This is a genomic window from Pseudoalteromonas sp. C8 (genome assembly GCF_011378685.1).
GTDB lineage: Bacteria > Pseudomonadota > Gammaproteobacteria > Enterobacterales > Alteromonadaceae > Pseudoalteromonas > Pseudoalteromonas arctica.
This window is the reverse complement of sequence record NZ_WTKT01000007.1, coordinates 150,370-171,249: the sequence shown is the minus strand read 5'-3', so window position 1 is coordinate 171,249 and position 20,880 is coordinate 150,370. Positions and strand designations below refer to the sequence as shown.

Here is a 20,880-nt window from a genome sequence, read left to right as displayed (position 1 = left end):
ATGATAGGCCGCTTAAATGGTATTTTAGTCGAAAAACAGCCACCAGAAATATTACTCGAAGTAAGTGGTGTCGGTTACGAAGTACAAATGCCAATGACCTGTTTTTACGATTTACCAAAAATTGGTGAAAACGCGATTGTTTACACCCACTTTGTAGTGCGTGAAGATGCTCAATTATTATTTGGTTTTAATAATAAAGTTGAACGCGCCTTGTTTAGAGAGCTATTAAAAGCAAATGGCGTTGGTCCAAAACTTGGCTTAGCTATTTTATCGGGCATGTCGGCAAAGCAATTTGTAAGCTGTGTAAATAACGAAGACTCAACGTCGCTTGTTAAATTACCGGGTGTAGGTAAAAAAACAGCCGAGCGTTTAGTACTCGAAATGAAAGACAGATTAAAAGATTGGGGTAATGATTTATTTACGCCATTTAGTGACAGCGCGGTAATAGAGCCGATGAGCGATGCGACAATTGCTAATAATGCAGCCGATGATGCCGTATCGGCATTGGTTGCGTTAGGTTATAAATTGCCACAAGCGCAAAAAGCAGTAAAATCGATAAGCAAGCCCGATATGTCTACTGAGGTTCTTATTAGAGAATCTTTAAAATCAATGTTGTGAGTAACCCATGATTGAAGCGGATCGCTTAATTGATGCGACTGAAAAAACAAATGAAGACTCTATAGATCGTGCAATAAGACCAAAACTTTTAGCCGACTACAGAGGCCAGCCTCATGTTAAGCAGCAAATGGAAATTTTTATTGAAGCTGCCCGAACCCGTGGTGAAGCGCTCGATCATTTATTAATATTTGGCCCACCAGGGCTTGGTAAAACCACGCTTGCAAATATTGTAGCCAACGAATTACACGTAAGTATTAAAACAACATCCGGCCCTGTACTTGAAAAAGCAGGCGATTTAGCTGCGTTACTTACTAATTTAGAAGAAGGCGATGTACTGTTTATTGATGAAATACACAGGCTAAGCCCGCAAGTTGAAGAAATACTGTATCCAGCAATGGAAGACTACCAGCTTGATATAATGATTGGTGAAGGCCCAGCTGCGCGTTCTATTAAATTAGACTTACCTGCATTTACGCTTATTGGTGCCACTACGCGAGCAGGCTCACTTACATCGCCACTACGTGACCGTTTTGGTATTGTGCAGCGATTAGAGTTTTACTCTGTAGAAGATTTGTCGCACATAGTAGGGCGCTCTGCACATTATCTTGGTTTAGAAATGTGTGATGATGGCGCAACCGAAATTGCACAACGTTCACGTGGTACACCACGTATTGCAAACCGTTTATTACGGCGTGTACGCGATTACACACAGGTAAAATCTGACGGTACAGTAAATGCCGAAGTAGCTAAGCAAGCGCTTGATATGATTGACGTAGATAAAAGTGGTTTTGATTATATGGATCGCAAATATTTACTCGCCATAATTGAAAAATTTATGGGCGGCCCAGTAGGGCTCGACAATGTAGCTGCAGCTATTGGTGAAGAGCGTGAAACAATAGAAGATGTAATAGAGCCGTTTTTAATTCAGCAAGGATTTATTCAGCGTACTCCGCGTGGTCGAATCGTGTCTGACAGTGCATATCATCACTTTGGTTTACTTCCTAAAAAAGACTAGCCTCATCATATACATTACTTGCTGTGGTTTATTGCGCAGCAGGTAATTGACTTAGTACCCCTTTCTTTCAAATATTTATACGGCTGGTATTTTACCCAAAACCTCAGCACACTGTTGCAAATGTTATTTCAAAATACTTATACGCTTTATAGTTAACTGTTAATTCACAGGGCGTTAAGACTTGCGAAGCTATCCTGCGTACCATTCAAACTAGTAACCGAATTACTTATTGTAAAATAGGTAGGGCAATTATTAGTTTATAAATAATACCAATCTGCTTATATATGGGGTCTACTTAACGTTAAGAAAATTACGCTAGAACTAGGCAAAAGTTTTTGTATCTAGTTGTTCTAAATAAAAAATTTTTAACGACGTTATAGTGCAATTTAATTCGTTAAATTGATCAAAGATTTATGCAGGTTGGTATAAAATATGTAGCGCACTAAATTGTAGGCAAAAAAAAGCCCGCAAAAAATGCGGGCAAACAACAAGTTGAAGGAAGTAATCCAGGGAACTACGTTTTACTGAATTTGGTTTTATCCAGAAAAAGTAAAACAATGTAATACGATAAAATATCCTATTACTAAGAACTTGGCTTAATGAAACTATCTCATTCGGTGCGCTAGTTCGGTATGGGAGAATAATACGTAAGATCATCTTTTTGTTCAAACTAGAAAATTTGTATTTTCAGATTAGAAAAACTAATTCGGTGAATTTTATTGTTGTTTGAATCTTGCGCGTTAATTAATCGTTAAATTTATAAGTTAATGAAATTTCTAGCTTAAGTAATTTCTTTTGATGTGGCTCGGTATTAGTTTTACTGTTACGTGAAGGTAAGGCTTATAGGTTTTGAGTGTTTATGCTCTTATTTTGAATAAACGGCGCATTTTATGACGTTTTACTTATATATTTACGCATATTTATAGTTAGCGAGTTTATTTAAAAGATTAAATAAAATACTGAGGCAAAGGGAAATGCCAACTAAAGCTGTTTTTTAACGTTTTTTGTTGCCTATTCATAGCAATACCGTTGTCAGCTTGAAATGGACTAGATACACTAGATGCAACTTTTGACCGTATAAACGGTCATATTTACACAAATTAACCAATTTGCCGTATTTTGAAATTACTTAGGAGTTTAACGTGGGATCAGGGCTTAATTTTTTAGACCTAATTTTAGAAGCAAGCTTGCTTGTTCAGTTAGTGATGTTAGGGCTAGTTGCCATGTCTGTAATGTCGTGGACAATTATATTTCAGCGTAAAAAAGCAATATCAGATGCACTATCAAATGCTAAGAAATTTGAGCAAAAATTTTGGTCTGGTATTGATCTAAGTAAATTGTATAACGAAATATCGTCACGCAGCGGTCAGTCTCAAGGTATTGAAGCCTTATTTACTTCAGGCTTTAAAGAGTTTGCTCGTCATAAAAAGAATACATTTCAAAGTGCGAGTATTGTTATGGAAGGGACGCATCGTTCTATGCGTGTTGCGCTTTCTCGTGAAATTGAAAAAATTGAATCTAGCTTATCGTTTTTAGCAACGGTAGGTTCTATTAGTCCGTACATCGGTTTGTTTGGTACAGTGTGGGGTATTATGAATGCCTTTATTGCACTAGGTGAAGTTAAGCAAGCTACATTACAAATGGTAGCACCCGGTATAGCAGAGGCACTTATTGCGACTGCTATGGGTTTATTCGCGGCAATTCCGGCCGTTATTGCTTATAACCGCTTTTCAAACAGTGTTGAAAAGCTTGAGTCTCACTATATTAACTTTATGGAAGAGTTTGCTAATATTTTACACCGTCAAGCAGCTACACAAATAGAGGCACAAGCGAATGTATCAGCGTAAAAAGCGCCGTCCGGTCGCAGAAATTAATGTAGTACCTTACATTGATGTAATGTTGGTATTACTTATTATATTTATGGCAACAGCACCGCTTATTACACACGGTGTAAAAGTTGATTTACCTAAAATGGAAGAGTCTGATTTAGTTGATACTAAAGATACTCCGCCCATTATTGCTTCAATTGATGCAGAGGGTAAATATTATGTAAGCGTAGGTACTGATCCTGAAGAGCCTATGGAAGCACTTGATGTTGCTGCGGTTATAAAATTACAGTTAATGAAAAACCCTGACGTGCCAGTTATGATTAAAGGCTCGGGTAAAGTGTCGTATCAAGAAGTATTATTACTAATGGATTTTTTGAAAAATGCAGGCGTACCATCAGTAGGATTAATGACTGAATCCTTTGAGGGGAAGTAGCTGTATGAATAGTTCAGTAGTAAAATCGATAGTACTTCATTTAGGCATTGGTGGTTTTTTGTATGCGTCTGCAAACATTCATCCGCCAGCACCTAAAGTAATGGAAGTAACGCTTAATTCGGCTATACCTACGCCAGATAAAGCAGTATCAGCCGTTACAGTTGATCAAAAACAAGTTGAGCAAAAAATTGCTGAACTTCAAAAGAAAGAAAAAGATAAAAAAAGTGCTGAAGACAAACGTATCCGCGATTTAGAACGCAGAGCAGCCAATGCACGTAAGCAACGCGAATCTGAATCTAGGCATATTAAAAAGCTAGAGCAAGAACGTAAAGCTAAAGAAAAAGAAACAGCCGAGGCGCAAGCACAAGCTAAAAAAGCACGTGCTATTGAGCAAAAAGAGCGCGCTAAAGCTAAGCAAGCTGAAAAGCAAAAGCAAGAAGCTGAAAGTGCAGCAAAAGCTGCTGCTGATAAGCGTAAAACCGAAGAAGACGCACTTAAAAAAGCAGAAGCTGAACGTAAAAAACGTGAAGAAGAAGCAAAAGAGCGTGCAGCCGAGGCAGAACGTAAACGCCAGCAAGCAATGCAAGAGCAAATGTTACAAGAGCAACTTGCCAAAGAGCAGGCTGCCCGTAGTAAAATACGTCAACAACAAGTGGTAAGCGAAGTTGATAAGTACCGTGCATTAATTATGGCGCGTATTCAGCAAAACTTATTGATTGATGAAAAAATGAAAAACCAACAGTGCCGAGTAAATATTCGTTTAGGTTTTAATGGTTTAGTAACGCAAGTTAAATCATTAGGTGGCGATAAGTTGGTATGTGAAGCTGCATTAAGAGCAGTGCGCATGGCCGACACATTACCGGTATCTAAAGATAAAGACGTATTCGAACAACTTAAGAATATTAATTTAACAATCAAGCCAGAATTTTAAAGGAATGATATGTTCAACAAAATAAAAATAGCCTGTTTAGTTTTACTGTTTGGGTTTGTGGGTGTTGCTAATGCAGCACTTGAAATTGTAATAACTGAGGGTGTAGACGGTGCAAGGCCCATTGCTATAGTACCTTTTAAGTACCAAGGTGTTGGCCCGATCCCTGAAAAATTAAGCAGTGTTATTGCTGCTGATTTAATGCGCAGTGGTAAATTTAAACCTGTAGATGTAGCGCAGATGCCACAACAGCCAACCAAAGATAGCGAAATTGATTACGCATCTTGGGTTAATAAAGGTGTGGAAGCGATATTAGTGGGCGAAGTTGAGCAGCAAACTGATGGGCGTTACTTAGTGCGTTATGAGTTAGTTGACGTGATTCGTGGCCAAATTACCGGTGGCAACACACAAATGATGAGTAATGGTAAGCTAGTTAAAAGCCAAGATCATATTTTGGAAGCGCGTGAAAGTGTTATTGGTGAAAGTGGTTTTCGCCGTTACTCTCATCGAATCAGTGACGTTATTTATGAAAGATTGACTGGTGAAAAAGGCGCATTTTTAACTAAAATTGCCTATGTAATAGTACGTGATAATGATGATAAGCCTTATCAGTTAGTTGTTGCAGATTATGACGGATTTAATGAGCAAGTATTACTTCGCTCAAAAGAGCCTTTAATGTCGCCAGCGTGGTCACCAGATGGTACTAAGTTAGCGTATGTAACGTTTGAAAATCGTCAAAGCCAAATTTACATTCAAGATATATACACAGGTAAACGCGAAATAATAGCAAGCTACCGTGGTATTAATGGTGCACCGCAGTTTTCGCCAGATGGTAAAAAGCTATTGTTAGTGCTTTCTAAGGACAAGACGGGTGCAACAGAAGTTTACATGCTTGACCTAGCTACACGTAAAGAAACACGCTTAACAAATCACCGTAGCATAGATACTGAGCCATCTTGGCACCCTAATGGTCAAGATATTGTGTTTACATCTGAAAGGGGTGGTAATGCTCAGATTTATAAGTTAAATTTAAAAACAGGTAGGTCACAACGACTCACCTTTGATGGTGATATGAATCTTGCTGGTTCAATAACACCAGATGGAAAAGAATTAGTGATGGTTAACCGTACCAACGGGCAGTACCATCTTGCTAAGAAAGAGCTGGCTACAGGCGCGTTCCAAGTATTAACGAGAACACGCCTAGATGAATCACCGAGCATAGCGCCAAATGGTTCGATGATTATATATAGCACGCTTCATAATAATAAACAGGTACTTGCGCTAGTATCGATGGACGGCCGCTTTAAGGCACGGTTACCTGTGCTAGACGGACAAGTAAAGGCACCAGCTTGGTCGCCATACTTACAGTAATATTACTGGTTTACTCAAAATAGGAATCTACTCAATGCAACTTAACAAAATACTTAAAGGCCTGCTAATTGCTGTGCCAGTAATGACATTAGCAGCTTGTAGCTCATCTTCAGATATTGATGAAGGTGCTGCAAACCAATCAAATCAAGGCGTTGTTGAGCAATCAACTAACACTGATACAGTTGAAGTAGCTACAATTTCTCCTGAGCAACAAGCAGAAGAGCAACTTCGTCAAAAGTACGAAGCACTTCGTCAAGAGCAAGTAATCTACTTTGATTTTGATACTGCGACAGTTGAAAGCAAGTACGCAGACTTACTTCGTGCACATGCTGAGTTTTTAGTTCAAAACTCATCAGTTAAAGTACTAATTGAAGGCCATGCAGATGAGCGCGGTACTCCAGAGTACAATATTGCACTAGGTGAGCACCGTGGCCAAGCAGTTGAAAAATACTTATTAAGCTTAGGTGTTTCAGCTAGCCAAATGTCAGTGGTAAGCTACGGTGAAGAGAAGCCAATGGTTAAGTCTCGCACTGAATCAGCTTTCGCTAAAAACCGCCGTGCGGTACTAGTTTACTAAGATAAGAGATATTATGAAGCCGAAAATTATTTTGGCAGCCATGATATTGAGCGGGAGCACCCAGTTAATGGCTGCTCCCGCTCCTGTTTCAGAAGCTGCGAGTTCACAATCAAGTATTGAGAAGCGATTAGCGTCGCTTGAGAATATGATGCAACAACGTAACTTTTTGCAAGTTGAGTTACAGCAACAGCTTAACTTGTTACAAGACGAAGTAAGCCAAATTCGAGGTGTAACCGAAGAGCAAAGCTACAAGCTTGAAAAAGTACTGCAGCGTCAGCGTGAGTTGTATCAAGAAATTGAAAACCGCGTGAGCCAGGCTTATACACAGCCAGCAGCAGCTCCCGCAACTGATTACACGCAACAAAGCAATGCACAGACCTATAGCAGTGACTTATCTGAAAACGAAGCCTATGAGCGCGCTGTTGCGTTAATAATGAAAGATAAACGCTATGACCAAGCGATTCCTGAATTTCAAACGTTTTTAACTACCTACCCAAACTCTGTATATGCGTCTAATGCGCATTATTGGTTAGGGCAGTTGCTTACTATTAAAAATGATGGTGTAAAAGCAGTAGAGCACTTTAAAGTCGTTGTGAACGAATTTCCAAATTCTAATAAACGTCCAGATGCAATGCTAAAGTTAGGCACACTTTTACAAGATCAAGGTTCAGCGGCGCAAGCACAAAAAATATTGAGCGATCTTATCAATCAATACCCAAGTACAACCGCTGCAAAACTAGCAACTGATCGTTTAGGAAACTAAAGTTCACTAGCGATTAAATTTCTAGTTAGGGCGAGCAAACTACATGGAAACTCTCGAAGAATCTTGGATTTGCATGTAGTTTGAGCACAAACGGTTTAATTTTGTGCATCTAGACATAAAAACTTAAAAAAAGAGACAATTTCGGTTGCACTCATTTTATAAATAAGTATTATAAGCGCCCGCAGCAAACGAATGGTTACCCCACTCGAAATGCGACAAATAGAGCGGGTTATTAGCTCAGTTGGTAGAGCAGTTGACTTTTAATCAATTGGTCGATGGTTCAAATCCATCATAACCCACCATTCTTTATTCCTTTGAATAGTGATTGGTTCCAATCGACGGATTTACGTAAAGTAGTAAGTTGCATTTAAACGCATAAATAGAGCGGGTTATTAGCTCAGTTGGTAGAGCAGTTGACTTTTAATCAATTGGTCGATGGTTCAAATCCATCATAACCCACCATTCTTTATTCCTTTGAATAGTGATTGGTTCCAATCGACGGATTTACGTAAAGTAGTAAGTTGCATTTAAACGCAACAATAGAGCGGGTTATTAGCTCAGTTGGTAGAGCAGTTGACTTTTAATCAATTGGTCGATGGTTCAAATCCATCATAACCCACCATTCTTTATTCCTTTGAATAGTGATTGGTTCCAATCGACGGATTTACGTAAAGTAGTAAGTTGCATTTAAACGCAACAATAGAGCGGGTTATTAGCTCAGTTGGTAGAGCAGTTGACTTTTAATCAATTGGTCGATGGTTCAAATCCATCATAACCCACCATTCTTTGAATGGTCTTTTATCGGCGGATTTACGTAGAATACTAAGTTGTTATAAAACGCAACGTCAGAGCGGGTCATTAGCTCAGTTGGTAGAGCAGTTGACTTTTAATCAATTGGTCGATGGTTCAAATCCATCATAACCCACCATTCTTTATTCCTTGTGAATAGTGTTTGGCATCAATCGGCGGATTTACGTAAGCTTCATTCATAATTGAATAAGTGCATAGAGCGGGTTATTAGCTCAGTTGGTAGAGCAGTTGACTTTTAATCAATTGGTCGATGGTTCAAATCCATCATAACCCACCATTCTTTATTCCTTTGAATAGTGATTGGTTCCAATCGACGGATTTACGTAAAGTAGTAAGTTGCATTTAAACGCAACAATAGAGCGGGTCATTAGCTCAGTTGGTAGAGCAGTTGACTTTTAATCAATTGGTCGATGGTTCAAATCCATCATGACCCACCATTCTTTATTCTTATGAATAGTGTTTGGTATCAATCGGCGGATTTACGTAAGCTTCATTCATAATTGAATAAGCGCATAGATTGGGTTATTAGCTCAGTTGGTAGAGCAGTTGACTTTTAATCAATTGGTCGATGGTTCAAATCCATCATAACCCACCATTCTATGAAAGTTTTAATCGGCGGATTTACGCAGCTTTTTACAAAGCAGATTTATATCAGAGCGGGTCATTAGCTCAGTTGGTAGAGCAGTTGACTTTTAATCAATTGGTCGATGGTTCAAATCCATCATGACCCACCATTCTTTATTCTTATGAATAGTGTTTGGTATCAATCGGCGGATTTACGTAAGCTTCATTCATAATTGAATAAGCGCATAGATTGGGTTATTAGCTCAGTTGGTAGAGCAGTTGACTTTTAATCAATTGGTCGATGGTTCAAATCCATCATAACCCACCATTCTATGAAAGTTTTAATCGGCGGATTTACGCAGCTTTTTACAAAGCAGATTTATATTAGAGCGGGTCATTAGCTCAGTTGGTAGAGCAGTTGACTTTTAATCAATTGGTCGATGGTTCAAATCCATCATGACCCACCACTCTCTAATACTTTCCTTTATATTCTTTTTTAAATTCCCATTCTATTTTTTATAAACAGCTTTACTAGTTTGCTGTTATTTGTGTTTATATTCTCGTATAATTCGCCCTAATTAATGCACTGTAGATAAGTGGTCGAGAACATGAGTCTAGCTCAAACTATTATGCCTGAAGGTTATATTTTCCCCCCTAAGCCAGCACCGTTAACAAATGACGAGCAAGGCGAATATAAAGCGCGTATAAAACAATTACTAAAAGATAAAAATGCAGTACTTGTTGCACATTATTATACCGATCCTGAAATTCAAGCACTTGCTGAAGAAACTGGCGGCTGCGTTGCCGATTCGCTAGAAATGGCGCGTTTTGGTGCACGTCACGATGCAGATATGATCATCGTCGCGGGCGTGAAATTTATGGGCGAAACAGCCAAAATTTTAACGCCAAATAAAACGGTTGTTATGCCAACGCTTGAAGCGACGTGTTCGCTAGATATTGGTTGCCCGATAGACGAGTTCTCAGCGTTTTGTGATGAGCACCCTGACCGTAAAGTGGTTGTGTATGCAAACACCTCTACCGCAGTTAAGGCGCGTGCAGATTGGATTGTAACCTCATCATGTGCACTTGAAATAGTAGAGCACCTTGATGAGCAAGGCGAAAAAATCATTTGGGGCCCAGATAAGCACCTTGGTAGTTATATTCAAAAAAATACCGGTGCTGATATGCTTATGTGGAATGGCGCATGTATTGTACATGACGAATTTAAAACTAAAGCCTTAAAAGATATGAAGGCGCTACACCCAGATGCAGGCGTATTAGTTCATCCTGAGTCACCAGCAGAAATTGTTGCACTTGCCGATTCGGTTGGATCTACGAGCCAATTAATTAAAGCTGCGCAAACAATGGACAATAAAAAGTTTATTGTAGCAACCGATCGCGGCATCTTTTATAAAATGCAGCAACTATGTCCAGATAAAGAGTTTTTTGCGGCTCCAACGGCAGGTGAGGGCGCTTCATGTAAAAGTTGCGCACATTGCCCTTGGATGGCAATGAATGGCTTAAAAGCGATTGAGGAAGCCCTCATAAGCCCTAAAGGTAAAGAAGTATTCGTTGATATGGATTTACGCGAAGGCGCACTTAAGTCGCTTAATCGCATGCTTGAATTTACTGCGAGCATGGCTAAGTAATTTTAAAAGTATAAATTAAAACGGTTAGGTCTTAGATTTAGCCGTTTTTTGTGCCTATAGATAAGCTATTGCTTGATAAGTAAGCATTTAAAGGCTCATATTTAAAAATGCCTTGCACCTTAAGGGTCTATTTCATACTATAGCGCGCTGTTGCATTACACAATTGCAGCACTGTGGAGGGATGGCTGAGTGGCTGAAGGCGCACGCCTGGAAAGTGTGTTTAGGTTTATCCCTAACGAGGGTTCGAATCCCTCTCCCTCCACCATTATTCTTAGAGCCCAGTTACTAATATCGAAAGGTATTAGTAACTGGGTTTTTTAATGCCTTCGCAATGACTAACTATTAACTAAATAGAGTGTTGATAACATGCCGACAAGCTCATGTTTTTCAATTGGCTTTGAAACGTAACCATCAAATAACTGCCTGTATATTTCTTTTTGCTCTGTAAAAACATTAGCGGTTAACGCGATAACAATTTGTTCGTTATTAAGCGCCTTAATTTTTTTACATGCCTGAAGACCATCCATTTTAGGCATTTGAATGTCCATAAAAATAATGTCTGGCTTGTGTGACTCGTATAATGAGATTGCTTCTAAACCATTGTTAGCAATAATAATGGTGGCTTTTGTAGGCTCAAGCATCGCAGATGCAACAAGCTGATTTATTTTATTATCTTCAGCTAATAAAATAGTTTTTCCAGATAGGTCAGGAAGCTCAACATTTTTTGTTATTAATGTGCTTTCATCAATCTGTGCTTGTTTTAATGGTAAGTACACATAAAACTGACTACCTGAATCTAATTGGCTTGTTACTTTAATTTCGCCATTCATTAAACCTATTAATGATTTAGTAATAGGTAAACCAAGACCTGTACCGCCATATTCACGCGTAGTTGATTGCTCTGCTTGTTCAAAGCGCTCAAACAATCGCTCTATAGCCTGCTCAGAAATTCCAATTCCGGTGTCTGATATACAACAACATATTTTGTTTTCGTCGGTTAGCCTAAACGTTACTGTAACGCCACCTTGCGAGGTAAACTTAATCGCATTAGATATTAGGTTTAAAAATATCTGTCTGAGTCTAACGGGGTCGCCTACCCAATACTTATGCTCAATATTAATTATAAATTTGAGATATATATTTTTATCACTGGCTTGCAGGCCAAGATCAGACTCTAAGTGGTGAATAAGTTCAAAAAGGTCGAATGATTTATATTCTAATGAAAGCTTCCCAGCTTCAATTTTAGAAAAGTCGAGGATATCATTAATAATAGTGGTGAGTGAGCGGGTCGAATAAAGTGATTTTTTTAAATACTCTTTTGATTTTTCATTCAATGGCTGCTCTTGCAGTAACTGTAATGTACCTAGTATGCCGTTCATAGGTGTGCGTATTTCGTGACTCATATTTGCTAAAAATTCAGATTTAGCTTGTGATGCCTGTTCAGCTAATTCTTTAGCATGTCCGAGAGCTTGTTCGTGATTAATTTGTTCGGTCAAATCGTATGCTACACCCAAATAGCCAACAATTTCATTTTCGTTATTTAATAAAGAGGTGACACTTATATTAACTTGTATGTGCTCGCCTGTAGAAGAAATGTATGTCCACTGATTGATATCAGGCTCTGTAGCCGTTGCTTTTAAGATAAACACTTCAAAACCAGGGAAAACAGGTTCATTTAACTCTGCACTAAGCTGTTTGGCTTTTTTTATAATTTCTTCTTTTAAATGAAAAATACCCGGATTTTCAATTCCAATAACGTCTTGCGCTTTATAGCCTAATAACTTTTCAGAGGCGGGATTAAACAAAGTAATTAAGCCATTTATGTCGGTCGCAATAATAGAGTAACTGGCACTGTTTAAAATACTTTGTTGAAGCATACTTATATCGGCAATTTCTTTAGTACGTAATTTTACTTCTTTTTCTAATTTTAAATTTGTTTGCTGCAGCATATGCTTATTTTGTTTAGCTTTGATAATTCTTCGCTGTGTTCTTTGTGCTCTACGATAAAAAAACAGCTGAATTATTAAAGTTATAAACATACAAATAAGGGTATAAAAAACACCATTGACAATAGCTTGATATTTACTCGGTAAGTGTAGTGATTCAATAAATGTGTCTGAAGCACTAAGTGTGATTTCCCATGTTCTTCCCATCACTTTAATTACTTTATTTAACTGATAATCAGCCGTGTTGCTTTTAATGCCGTAGCTAAAAAAGTCAGTTTTAACGTTGTTACTTATGTCGCTAATGACTAACTTATTTTCATCAGCTTGGGAAAGAGAGTCTAAAATATTGTTTATTAATAAAGGGGAGTAAGTCCATCCAATTAATTGCTCTAAACGCTGGATTTTATCAGTTGGAATAATAATATTTTTATAAACTGGTAGTAAAATTAAAAAGCCTTGTTTCGATTTGTTATCCGCTTGGATTAAAGTAATAGGCGCTGATAATTGAACTTGGTTATTAATTGCAGAGTTTAATGCTGCTTTTTTACGTGTACTTTCCGATGCAATATCGAGTCCTAGAGCCCGTGAATTACTTTGCTCAGGAAATATATACTGAATAATAAAGTGCTCATCACTTTCGTTAGCTAGTTTATTTAGTTTGAATATTTGGTTAGGTCGATCGGATTTTGCAGTTTTTAAGAATTGAGCTAAGTTTTCGGCATTCACTTTTCTTATAAAACCAATACCATTTGCTCCAGGGAATTCTTGGGCGTAGTTACGACTGTTAGAGTAATTAGAAATTGTTTGGTAGCTTAAATTATTAACGCCAATGCCGTGTATAAATCCTTTTAAACCGTATAGCCCATATTTATACAAGTCGAATCTGCTAGTAACGCCTGTTGAGAGTGAAGAAAGGCGGTTGTTGAGGGCTTCATTTATTTTGTTATTAACAGCATCTTGATGTGCAGCGTGGGCAAAGTAAGTTAATACAACACCACTGATGAAAAAAATAGCATGAGTAAGCACCGAGATTAATAACCTTTTACTAACCGGTCGTCCTGAAAACATTAACTCATCCTTTATTGTTAATATACTGACAGTATATCTATTTTATCATCGAAATAAATATAGCACTTATTATTCAGGATACAACTTTGTTATTAATTAGAATATATATATTTTATAAAGGTTTAGAGTGGATGTAATATAAAAAGTTGATTTTACTCACCAAGATAAGATGAACATGTATATAAATATAATAATTTTTATGTTCTTTGCTACTTTATAGCGAACAACAAAAGTATTAGCTAAAGGTGCTGGTTTTTATATTAATCGATTTTTTAGTAGATATTAGGTGCTCAAAAAACAACGGATAGCTTTTAGTTTTTGCTCATAACTTTACTTTGGTAAGTTTAAATCAAGTAAAATTCAATTAATATTATGATGTTTTTTTAAATAAAATTAGCGACTTAGATACGAGTGAGCAAGAGGTAATCTTTACCTACTTTTACAATTCATCCGAAACAAAACAAACTCTTAATATTTTATAATATAGAAATTAAAACATTATAAATTTATATTGTTCTATATTTACTAGCATGAAAGAAATGTGATTACTTAAAATGTAATTACCTTATGACATGTTTGCCGTGTAGGTCGAAAAAATACACGCTGCTATGCACTGCACAGTGAAAACTTAAAAAAAACAAGGTAACGGAGATAACTATGGCTCACCGAGTATCTAAATTACTTGCGGCAACAGGCGCAGTATTAACATGTATTTCTATTCCTTCGTATGCCGCTGTTAATGGGCTGACAGAACAAGATGAATTTAATATAAAACTTAGATCAATTTATTTTGACCGTGACTACGATAACGACGCAAGTGACGATTCAACTTTTGCTCAAGGTATAGAGCTCAATTACACATCGGGTTATATAAACGATTTAGTGAGTGTGGGTGTATCGACTTACACCGTGATGGATATTAATTCTACGGGTTCAGCCGCAGGTAATATTTTACCAGCGGGTAATGAGAGCGGTGGAGTTGACGATAGCTTTTCTAAATTTGGTCAATATTTTTTAGATTTTAAATTGGGCAACAACGGTCACGTTAAAGTGGGCGGGCAAAAAACCAAAAGTATGTTGCTTAAAAGCTCTGGGAGCCGGGCTATTCCTAATACTTTTAGAGGTGTTTTTGGTGATTACAAAATTGGCAACACTAAATTATATGGTTACGTTTACGACAAATGGAGCCGTCGACACGATGATAGATGGGAAGACTTTTCTACCGATCAATCGGCAACAGGCGCCATTAACGTAATTTGGGGCGTAGGTGCTACGCATAAAAAAGACAATCTAATATTAGAGGCTGAATATTTAAATTCGCACAATTATCTAAGTAAAATGGGATTAAAAATCAGTTACGACATTAAACTTGAGCAAAGTAAGTTAACCCTTTCAACTGGCATATTTACCTCACAAGATGATGGTGATTTATTTGTAACAGGCGCAGAGGGCGGCGATTTAGATGATGAAGATGCAACTGGCGCTTTAACAGGTTTAACTAAAAGTGAAAACGATGGATTTGCCTATTACTTAGATGCTGATTGGAAAAAAGATATTTGGAGTGTAGGTGCGGCATTTACTAAGGTAAGTGATGCTTGGATTGAAGATAACTTTAGTGGCGATCATGGTACAAACCCATTTCCAACTCGCTCATTGATTGGTGCCGATTTAACAAATCAAAACGAGGCAACGTGGCAGGCACGTTTTGGTATTGATTTAAAAGCAGTATCGCCAGGTTTAACAACAAAGTTTTACTACACAAGCGGTAGCGATGCTGAAAACTCTGCGCTGGGTAAGTTAGCTGGCACAGCTGACGAAAAATATTGGGCTGTAGATACGCGCTATAAAGTTGAGAAAATAAAAGGCTTAAGTTTGCGCTGGTTATTTGTAGATTATACAACCGAAAAGTTAGGCAGTGTTGATGGTGTTAAAGGCGATAGAGCTGACCATCGAGTTTATGTAGATTACACTATTAAATTTTAAAATGACGTTTAATAAGCCAATGCAAATTATACATTGGTTTTATTTCCTTTTTTAATTACCTCTATGATAAAACTAACAAATAAATAATAAAAATAAAGCTAATATATGTTTTCTCTTCAACAGTGGCAATCGCAGGGCCAATTTACTCATATTTCTGGCCATCAAATTTTTACAAAAATAGCTGGTGATATAACTAAGCCTGCGCTGCTTTTGATACATGGCTTTCCAAGTGCTAGCTGGGATTGGGAAGGTATGTGGCAAACGCTTAGTGAACATTATTTTGTAATTACGCTCGATATGCTAGGTTTTGGTTTGTCAGATAAACCAATAAACGCTACTTATAAAATTACCGAACAAGCCGACTTATATACTCAATTTTTAAAAACGTTAAATATTAATGACGTACATATTTTAGCTCATGACTATGGCGATACAGTGGCTCAAGAGTTATTAGCAAGGCAAGTACATAATCAAAGTGCCATAACGATCAATAGTGTTTGCTTTTTAAATGGTGGACTGTTTCCAGAAGTGCACAAACCATTATTTATACAAAAGCTTTTACTTTCAAAGCTAGGTTGGATAGTGCCAAAATTAATGAATAAACAAAAATTTGGCAATAATCTACTTACTATTTTTGGTAAAAGTACACCGCCTTCAAAACAAGTGGTAGACACACTTTGGGAGCTGCTAATTTATAAAGATGGCTTAGCCGTAATGCCCAAACTCATTAGTTATATAAAGCAGAGGCAGCAAAACCGAGAACGCTGGGTTGGTGCCATCATAAATAGCAATATACCACTTACGTTTATAGCAGGCGCAGAAGACCCCATCTCTGGTAAGTACATGATTGAGCATTATAAAAAGCTTATTCCCAATGCGCGCGTACAAGAGTTTGTAGAGCTTGGGCATTATCCGCAAGTAGAAAATCCAGATGCAATTACGCAGGCTTATTTGAATTTTAGATATTGCCAATAAAAACGCGGCTACTAAATTAAGTGCCGCGTTTATAAATTTTAGAACTCTGAGTATTTAGGCTTTGAACCTTAATATTTTTGCTTTGGCGCTTTTAATTGTTTTTCAAACTCATCTGAAAACAATATCGTGCCATCATCTTCCTCTGTAGGGAAGGCAGCAATAAGTAAGTCATCTTCCTCAAGACCCGGTGTCCAGCGACTAAACCAGTCAGTAAGTGGGATTGCTTTAGCGCTGCAGCCAGCCCATTCGCCAGTAGCCCATGCTTCTGCAAATTCGCGAGTTGGCCAAACTGGCACACAGTCGTCATCTTCGTTGGCAAGCATAACGCAGCCATCATCATCGTTTAAAATCCATACTTGCTTGAACTGTTGTACGGTTTCGAACATATAGGCTAGGCGTTTTTTTGCTCCAAGTCCTAAAATTACTGCGTGTTCTTCGCTTAAATTTGGCGTTGTCATAATTAGCTCACTCTTAATTACTATTGATATTAATATATCTAAATTATATGCACACAAGTATATCGAGTTATATGACAGAGTGTTGAAAAGTTGCTATTTAATTTCAGCAATGCAGATCTAATTTGTAGATTGATCAGTATAATTTCTCACAAATTTGAGCGATCATTCAAAAATAAGCTTGAATGTTTGTAAAAAGGCCACATTGTAGTAAGCATATACTTAATGAAGGATTGAAAAATGACAACTGATCTACTTGCTCCGTTTAAATTAAATAACACGATTGAGCTTAAAAACCGCGTACTTATGGCGCCATTAACGCGTTGTATGGCTGACGATAACTTAGTGCCAACACAAGATATGGTTGAATATTATGCTCGCCGTGCCGAAACCGGTTTAATTATTAGCGAAGCAACTATTATTCGTCCAGACGGACAAGGTTACCCAAATACACCCGGTTTATTTACCAGCGAGCAAATTCAAGGTTGGAAAAAAGTAACTGACGCTGTGCACGCTAATGGCGGCAAAATGTTTGCACAGCTTTGGCATGTTGGCCGTGTTGCACACCCTCACTTTTTTGATGGCGATGTACTTGCTCCATCAGCAATTGGCGTTGAAGGCTCTGTCCCTCGTATGCGTGAGCTTACATACATCACACCAAAAGCAGCCACTACTGATGATATTAAAAGTCTAGTTGCTGATTTCGCAAAAGCTGCTGAAAACGCAATTGAAGCGGGCTTTGATGGGGTAGAGATTCACGGTGCTAACGGTTATTTAGTTGACCAATTTTTACATTACGCTGCAAATACACGCAGCGACGAATATGGTCAAACGCCTGAAAACATGTCGCGTTTTGCACTAGAAGTAACCGATGCGGTTATTGCTGCTGTAGGCAGTGATCGTACTGCACTTAGATTAACACCGGGTGCTTACTTTAATATGAGCGAAGATAGCCGCGATAAAGCGGTATTTGATTACTTATTACCAGAGCTTGAGAAGAGAGATTTAGCGTACTTACACGGCGGTATTTTTGACGACAGCATGCGCTTTGACTCGCTTGAGGGCAAAAGCATCTCTGAATTTTTACGTGCAGGCTACAAAGGTACATTAGTAGGCGTAGGTAGTTATAGTTTTGAGTCAGCAAAAGAAGCTATTAACGATGCTAAGTTTGACTTAATAGCGATTGGTCGCCCACTTATTGCAAACCCAGATTACATTAGCAAAATTGCAAACGGTGAAGAGTTAGTACCATACAGCGATGAAATGCTTGCACAATTGAAATAAATTACTATTTGTAATAAGTTCTAGAAAATAATTAAGACACCCAAAGTTAAACCTTTGGGTGTCTTTTTTTGTACATATTCCCGCCATAAATCTTCCATATTTGTTTAATTTTTATGTAAATAAAGTTCATCCTCGTTGTCATATTTAAAATTCATACTGTCCGCGTTTTCATATTTCATAATTAAAATCAAACGGGACAACAATGTACGCTTTAAAAAACAAATCGCTTTTGAGCATGGCAATTGCCATGGCTGTATCAACATCTAGTTATGCTAACGACAACACCATAGAAGAAGTAACCGTGGTTGCTAAACCAACGAGCTACGCTAACAATGTTATTGAGCCTGCAATGCTTGAGCAACAAAGTTCGGTATCGAGCATATTATCGGTTATTGATAATTTACCGGGTATTAGCATAAATGAAGGTGATGCATTTGGTGGCGACGATTGGTCTACTACAATCACCATGCGTGGTTTTAGTATTGATGGAAACCAACAACAATTAGGTATGACCGTTGATGGCATTCCCAATGGTGGCTCTAATTATGGCGGTGGTGCTAAAGCTAACCGTTACCTAGATAGCGAAAACCTTGCAACGGTTGAAGTAGGTCAAGGTACGTCTGATATTAAGTCGGCTTCACTTGAAGCACTAGGCGGGACATTTAACTTTGTAAGTAAAGACCCAAGCCTTGAAAAAGGCACTACCTTTGCGTATACATCAGGCAGCCACGATGCCACGCGTTATTACTTTAAACACGAAACAGGCACTGTTTTTAATAACACACAAGCGTACGTAAGTTACTCGCAAACAGATACAAGCCGCTGGATTGGCTCAGGCAGTAATGGGGGCAAAGACAACCAACACGCAGAGCTTAAGTTTGTATCTAATTTTGACGATTTAACACTTACCGGGCGTTTATCTTACGACGATGTAAGCGAGACAAACTATAACAGCGTAAGCCTTGAGCAGTTTGAACAAACACCAGAGTGGGATCAGCTAACATGGAATTGGACAGGAATTCCGCATTTTGACCAAATGTTTGCAGAAGGTTGGGGAACGCTTCGTGAAAATACCTTAGGCTATTTAAAATTTGAATACGCGATTTCGCCAACTTCATTATTAACCGTTAGTCCTTATTATCATAAAAATTCAGGTCGCGGCGATTGGATCCCACCTTATTTAACAACGCCTGTTGATGAAAATGACGACCCAACTCTAGAGGGCGGCACTAATGCAGGCTCTTATGGTTTTGCTGATAGTGAGGGCAACCCGCTTGCACCAAATGCCGATTGTACGCAAAGTTTGAGCTGGCCATGGGAGTCGGGTCCTGGTTTAAATCCTGCGTGTTACGATGCAACAGCAACACCTGTCATGTCTTACCGCCATACGCATTACAACAAAGATCGTTTAGGTGTAACGGCAAATTACCAAGCGACATTTGGTGATCACGATATAGAAGCGGGCTTTTGGTATGAGCAAAGCGAGCGTGAAGAATCGCGTGATTGGCACAAAGTAATTGACGCGCGTATCTATCATCACTTTGATAGCACGCCTTACTGGACACAATACAAAAACACTTTTGATACCGATACATTCAAATGGTACCTACAAGACTCGATTAATTTTGGTGACTTAACATTAAATATTGGTGCAAAACAGTATTTAGTTGAATTACAAAAGTACGACCACTTTGCTAACGAAAGATCAGATAAAGTAGATAGCGACTCAGACGTTTTATTTAGCGGTGGCGTATTGTATCAGCTAAATAACAGCACAGAATTATTTGCCAGTTACAGCGAGAATTTTTCCGCAATAAAAGACGGTGTACTTGAGCGAGACAGTTCAACACTTACAAACATAGAGCCAGAAACTGCCGACAATATAGACTTTGGTGTACGTTACCAAGCCGACAGATTAACCCTTACAGCAACGGCTTACAGTGTTAAGTTTGATAATCGCATTACCTTTATTGCCCCTGGTAGTGGCACAGACGGCATTGATTACACGATTGGTACAAATGGCTCGTACGTAAATGTAGGAGGCATTGACTCAAATGGGCTCGAGCTTGCAGCAAGCTATATGTTAACACCAAGCTGGAGCGTGTACTCGTCGTATACTAATAGCAGTTCTGAGTATTCATCCGATGATCCAAATGCATACGATTCACAGGGCGTAATATTAAAAGACGAAAGTGGTAATGAGGTAGCACCAAGCTTTAGAAAAGGCGACAGCATAATAGATTCATCAGAGGATTTATTTGTGGTATCTACCGATTACTTTAGCGATGGCTTTCGTGTTGGTTTATCGGCTAAATACACCGGTGAGCGCTTAGGCGCATGGCAAGACGAAGACACGCGCGCCCGCAATAAAGTAGACGGCTACACCGTACTTGATTTTAATGCAGGTTATTCAACTGACGTAGATGCAGGCCCGTTTAAAGCCATTGACGTATCGTTTGTTGTTTATAACGTTACTGACAAAAGCTACTTAGCAGGTGGTACCGGTAACGGCGCTACTTATTACATTGGTGCGCCTCGCACCGCAGCAGTTACATTTACCGCTGACTTTTAATTAGGTTTTAGTAATTGAATTAAAATAAAGCCCATCATTG

Annotated in this window: 15 protein-coding genes and 12 tRNA genes; 25 read left to right on the top strand and 2 right to left on the bottom strand. The window is 38.3% G+C overall.

Annotation, left to right across the window (positions count from 1 at the left end; translation table 11 throughout):
- The 21 genes from ruvA to GQR39_RS08890 all read left to right on the top strand — a co-directional run bounded on the left by ruvA (window position 1) and on the right by GQR39_RS08890 (window position 10,822).
- A complete protein-coding gene (gene ruvA / locus GQR39_RS08990; RefSeq protein WP_024590483.1) occupies window positions 1-618 on the top strand; it encodes a Holliday junction branch migration protein RuvA in 618 nt (205 codons plus the stop codon).
- A 7-nt stretch (window positions 619-625) separates the two neighbouring features.
- Window positions 626-1,633: a Holliday junction branch migration DNA helicase RuvB gene (ruvB, locus tag GQR39_RS08985; protein WP_007580382.1), complete on the top strand. Its 1,008-nt coding sequence runs from the start codon at window positions 626-628 to the stop codon at window positions 1,631-1,633.
- 1,142 nt (window positions 1,634-2,775) lie between these two features.
- On the top strand, window positions 2,776-3,480 hold the full coding sequence (gene tolQ, locus GQR39_RS08980) for a protein TolQ (RefSeq protein WP_007580384.1): 705 nt from the start codon (window positions 2,776-2,778) through the stop codon (window positions 3,478-3,480).
- Window positions 3,467-3,895, top strand: coding sequence for a protein TolR (gene tolR / locus GQR39_RS08975; RefSeq protein WP_007580386.1), 429 nt, complete (start codon window positions 3,467-3,469; stop codon window positions 3,893-3,895). Before tolQ ends, tolR begins: the two co-directional genes overlap by 14 nt.
- A gap of 4 nt (window positions 3,896-3,899) precedes the next feature.
- Entirely contained in the window at window positions 3,900-4,826 is a 927-nt protein-coding gene (gene tolA / locus GQR39_RS08970; protein WP_007580388.1) for a cell envelope integrity protein TolA, read from the top strand.
- Between the two features lie 9 nt (window positions 4,827-4,835).
- A complete protein-coding gene (gene tolB / locus GQR39_RS08965) occupies window positions 4,836-6,194 on the top strand; it encodes a Tol-Pal system beta propeller repeat protein TolB (RefSeq protein WP_101163332.1) in 1,359 nt (452 codons plus the stop codon).
- Window positions 6,195-6,228: 34 nt separating this feature from the next.
- A complete protein-coding gene (gene pal, locus GQR39_RS08960; RefSeq protein WP_024590480.1) occupies window positions 6,229-6,771 on the top strand; it encodes a peptidoglycan-associated lipoprotein Pal in 543 nt (180 codons plus the stop codon).
- Window positions 6,772-6,784: 13 nt separating this feature from the next.
- Entirely contained in the window at window positions 6,785-7,534 is a 750-nt protein-coding gene (gene ybgF / locus GQR39_RS08955; protein ID WP_024590479.1) for a tol-pal system protein YbgF, read from the top strand.
- 226 nt (window positions 7,535-7,760) lie between these two features.
- Window positions 7,761-7,836 (top strand) — tRNA-Lys (locus GQR39_RS08950).
- Between the two features lie 84 nt (window positions 7,837-7,920).
- A tRNA-Lys gene (locus GQR39_RS08945) sits at window positions 7,921-7,996 on the top strand.
- Between the two features lie 84 nt (window positions 7,997-8,080).
- Window positions 8,081-8,156, top strand: a tRNA-Lys gene (locus tag GQR39_RS08940).
- A gap of 84 nt (window positions 8,157-8,240) precedes the next feature.
- A tRNA-Lys gene (locus tag GQR39_RS08935) sits at window positions 8,241-8,316 on the top strand.
- A gap of 70 nt (window positions 8,317-8,386) precedes the next feature.
- Window positions 8,387-8,462: transfer RNA gene (locus tag GQR39_RS08930), tRNA-Lys, on the top strand.
- An 83-nt stretch (window positions 8,463-8,545) separates the two neighbouring features.
- Window positions 8,546-8,621 (top strand) — tRNA-Lys (locus GQR39_RS08925).
- Between the two features lie 84 nt (window positions 8,622-8,705).
- A tRNA-Lys gene (locus GQR39_RS08920) sits at window positions 8,706-8,781 on the top strand.
- Window positions 8,782-8,863: 82 nt separating this feature from the next.
- Window positions 8,864-8,939: transfer RNA gene (locus GQR39_RS08915), tRNA-Lys, on the top strand.
- 63 nt (window positions 8,940-9,002) lie between these two features.
- Window positions 9,003-9,078, top strand: a tRNA-Lys gene (locus tag GQR39_RS08910).
- 82 nt (window positions 9,079-9,160) lie between these two features.
- Window positions 9,161-9,236, top strand: a tRNA-Lys gene (locus GQR39_RS08905).
- Between the two features lie 63 nt (window positions 9,237-9,299).
- Window positions 9,300-9,375, top strand: a tRNA-Lys gene (locus GQR39_RS08900).
- A gap of 141 nt (window positions 9,376-9,516) precedes the next feature.
- A complete protein-coding gene (gene nadA / locus GQR39_RS08895; protein WP_007580396.1) occupies window positions 9,517-10,557 on the top strand; it encodes a quinolinate synthase NadA in 1,041 nt (346 codons plus the stop codon).
- Window positions 10,558-10,732: 175 nt separating this feature from the next.
- Window positions 10,733-10,822: transfer RNA gene (locus tag GQR39_RS08890), tRNA-Ser, on the top strand.
- A gap of 70 nt (window positions 10,823-10,892) precedes the next feature.
- Here the strand turns inward: GQR39_RS08890 and GQR39_RS08885 are convergent.
- Entirely contained in the window at window positions 10,893-13,571 is a 2,679-nt protein-coding gene (locus tag GQR39_RS08885; protein ID WP_024590478.1) for a CHASE domain-containing protein, read from the bottom strand.
- Window positions 13,572-14,228: 657 nt separating this feature from the next.
- Between GQR39_RS08885 and GQR39_RS08880 the strand changes: the two genes are divergently transcribed.
- Window positions 14,229-15,554 (top strand): OprD family outer membrane porin, encoded by a 1,326-nt coding sequence (locus GQR39_RS08880; protein ID WP_165735409.1) that lies wholly within the window; start codon window positions 14,229-14,231, stop codon window positions 15,552-15,554.
- A gap of 105 nt (window positions 15,555-15,659) precedes the next feature.
- Window positions 15,660-16,529 carry an alpha/beta hydrolase gene (locus tag GQR39_RS08875; RefSeq protein WP_165735408.1) on the top strand — a complete coding sequence of 290 codons (870 nt, stop codon included), beginning with the start codon at window positions 15,660-15,662 and terminating at the stop codon, window positions 16,527-16,529.
- 68 nt (window positions 16,530-16,597) lie between these two features.
- Here GQR39_RS08875 and GQR39_RS08870 read toward each other — a convergent pair whose 3' ends face one another.
- Complete coding sequence (locus tag GQR39_RS08870) at window positions 16,598-16,987, bottom strand: DUF2750 domain-containing protein (protein WP_165735407.1); 390 nt, start codon at window positions 16,985-16,987, stop codon at window positions 16,598-16,600.
- Between the two features lie 237 nt (window positions 16,988-17,224).
- Here GQR39_RS08870 and GQR39_RS08865 point away from each other — a divergent pair, with 237 nt between their 5' ends.
- Together GQR39_RS08865 and GQR39_RS08860 are read left to right on the top strand one after the other, a co-directional pair.
- Entirely contained in the window at window positions 17,225-18,268 is a 1,044-nt protein-coding gene (locus GQR39_RS08865; RefSeq protein WP_010554047.1) for an alkene reductase, read from the top strand.
- A gap of 202 nt (window positions 18,269-18,470) precedes the next feature.
- Window positions 18,471-20,840, top strand: coding sequence for a TonB-dependent receptor (locus tag GQR39_RS08860; RefSeq protein ID WP_165735406.1), 2,370 nt, complete (start codon window positions 18,471-18,473; stop codon window positions 20,838-20,840).
- The last annotated feature ends 40 nt before the right edge of the window (window positions 20,841-20,880 follow it).

What these genes read in the sequence shown, in the direction of transcription:
- tolB (WP_101163332.1), top strand. Translation starts at nt 4,836, where the DNA reads ATGTTCAACAAAATAAAAATAGCCTGTTTAGTTTTACTGTTTGGGTTT.
- ruvB (WP_007580382.1), top strand. Translation starts at nt 626, where the DNA reads ATGATTGAAGCGGATCGCTTAATTGATGCGACTGAAAAAACAAATGAA.
- ruvA (WP_024590483.1), top strand. Translation starts at nt 1, where the DNA reads ATGATAGGCCGCTTAAATGGTATTTTAGTCGAAAAACAGCCACCAGAA.
- GQR39_RS08865 (WP_010554047.1), top strand. Translation starts at nt 17,225, where the DNA reads ATGACAACTGATCTACTTGCTCCGTTTAAATTAAATAACACGATTGAG.
- tolA (WP_007580388.1), top strand. Translation starts at nt 3,900, where the DNA reads ATGAATAGTTCAGTAGTAAAATCGATAGTACTTCATTTAGGCATTGGT.
- tolR (WP_007580386.1), top strand. Translation starts at nt 3,467, where the DNA reads ATGTATCAGCGTAAAAAGCGCCGTCCGGTCGCAGAAATTAATGTAGTA.
- GQR39_RS08875 (WP_165735408.1), top strand. Translation starts at nt 15,660, where the DNA reads ATGTTTTCTCTTCAACAGTGGCAATCGCAGGGCCAATTTACTCATATT.
- GQR39_RS08860 (WP_165735406.1), top strand. Translation starts at nt 18,471, where the DNA reads ATGTACGCTTTAAAAAACAAATCGCTTTTGAGCATGGCAATTGCCATG.
- pal (WP_024590480.1), top strand. Translation starts at nt 6,229, where the DNA reads ATGCAACTTAACAAAATACTTAAAGGCCTGCTAATTGCTGTGCCAGTA.
- GQR39_RS08880 (WP_165735409.1), top strand. Translation starts at nt 14,229, where the DNA reads ATGGCTCACCGAGTATCTAAATTACTTGCGGCAACAGGCGCAGTATTA.
- GQR39_RS08870 (WP_165735407.1), bottom strand. Translation starts at nt 16,987, where the DNA reads ATGACAACGCCAAATTTAAGCGAAGAACACGCAGTAATTTTAGGACTT.
- ybgF (WP_024590479.1), top strand. Translation starts at nt 6,785, where the DNA reads ATGAAGCCGAAAATTATTTTGGCAGCCATGATATTGAGCGGGAGCACC.
- GQR39_RS08885 (WP_024590478.1), bottom strand. Translation starts at nt 13,571, where the DNA reads ATGTTTTCAGGACGACCGGTTAGTAAAAGGTTATTAATCTCGGTGCTT.
- nadA (WP_007580396.1), top strand. Translation starts at nt 9,517, where the DNA reads ATGAGTCTAGCTCAAACTATTATGCCTGAAGGTTATATTTTCCCCCCT.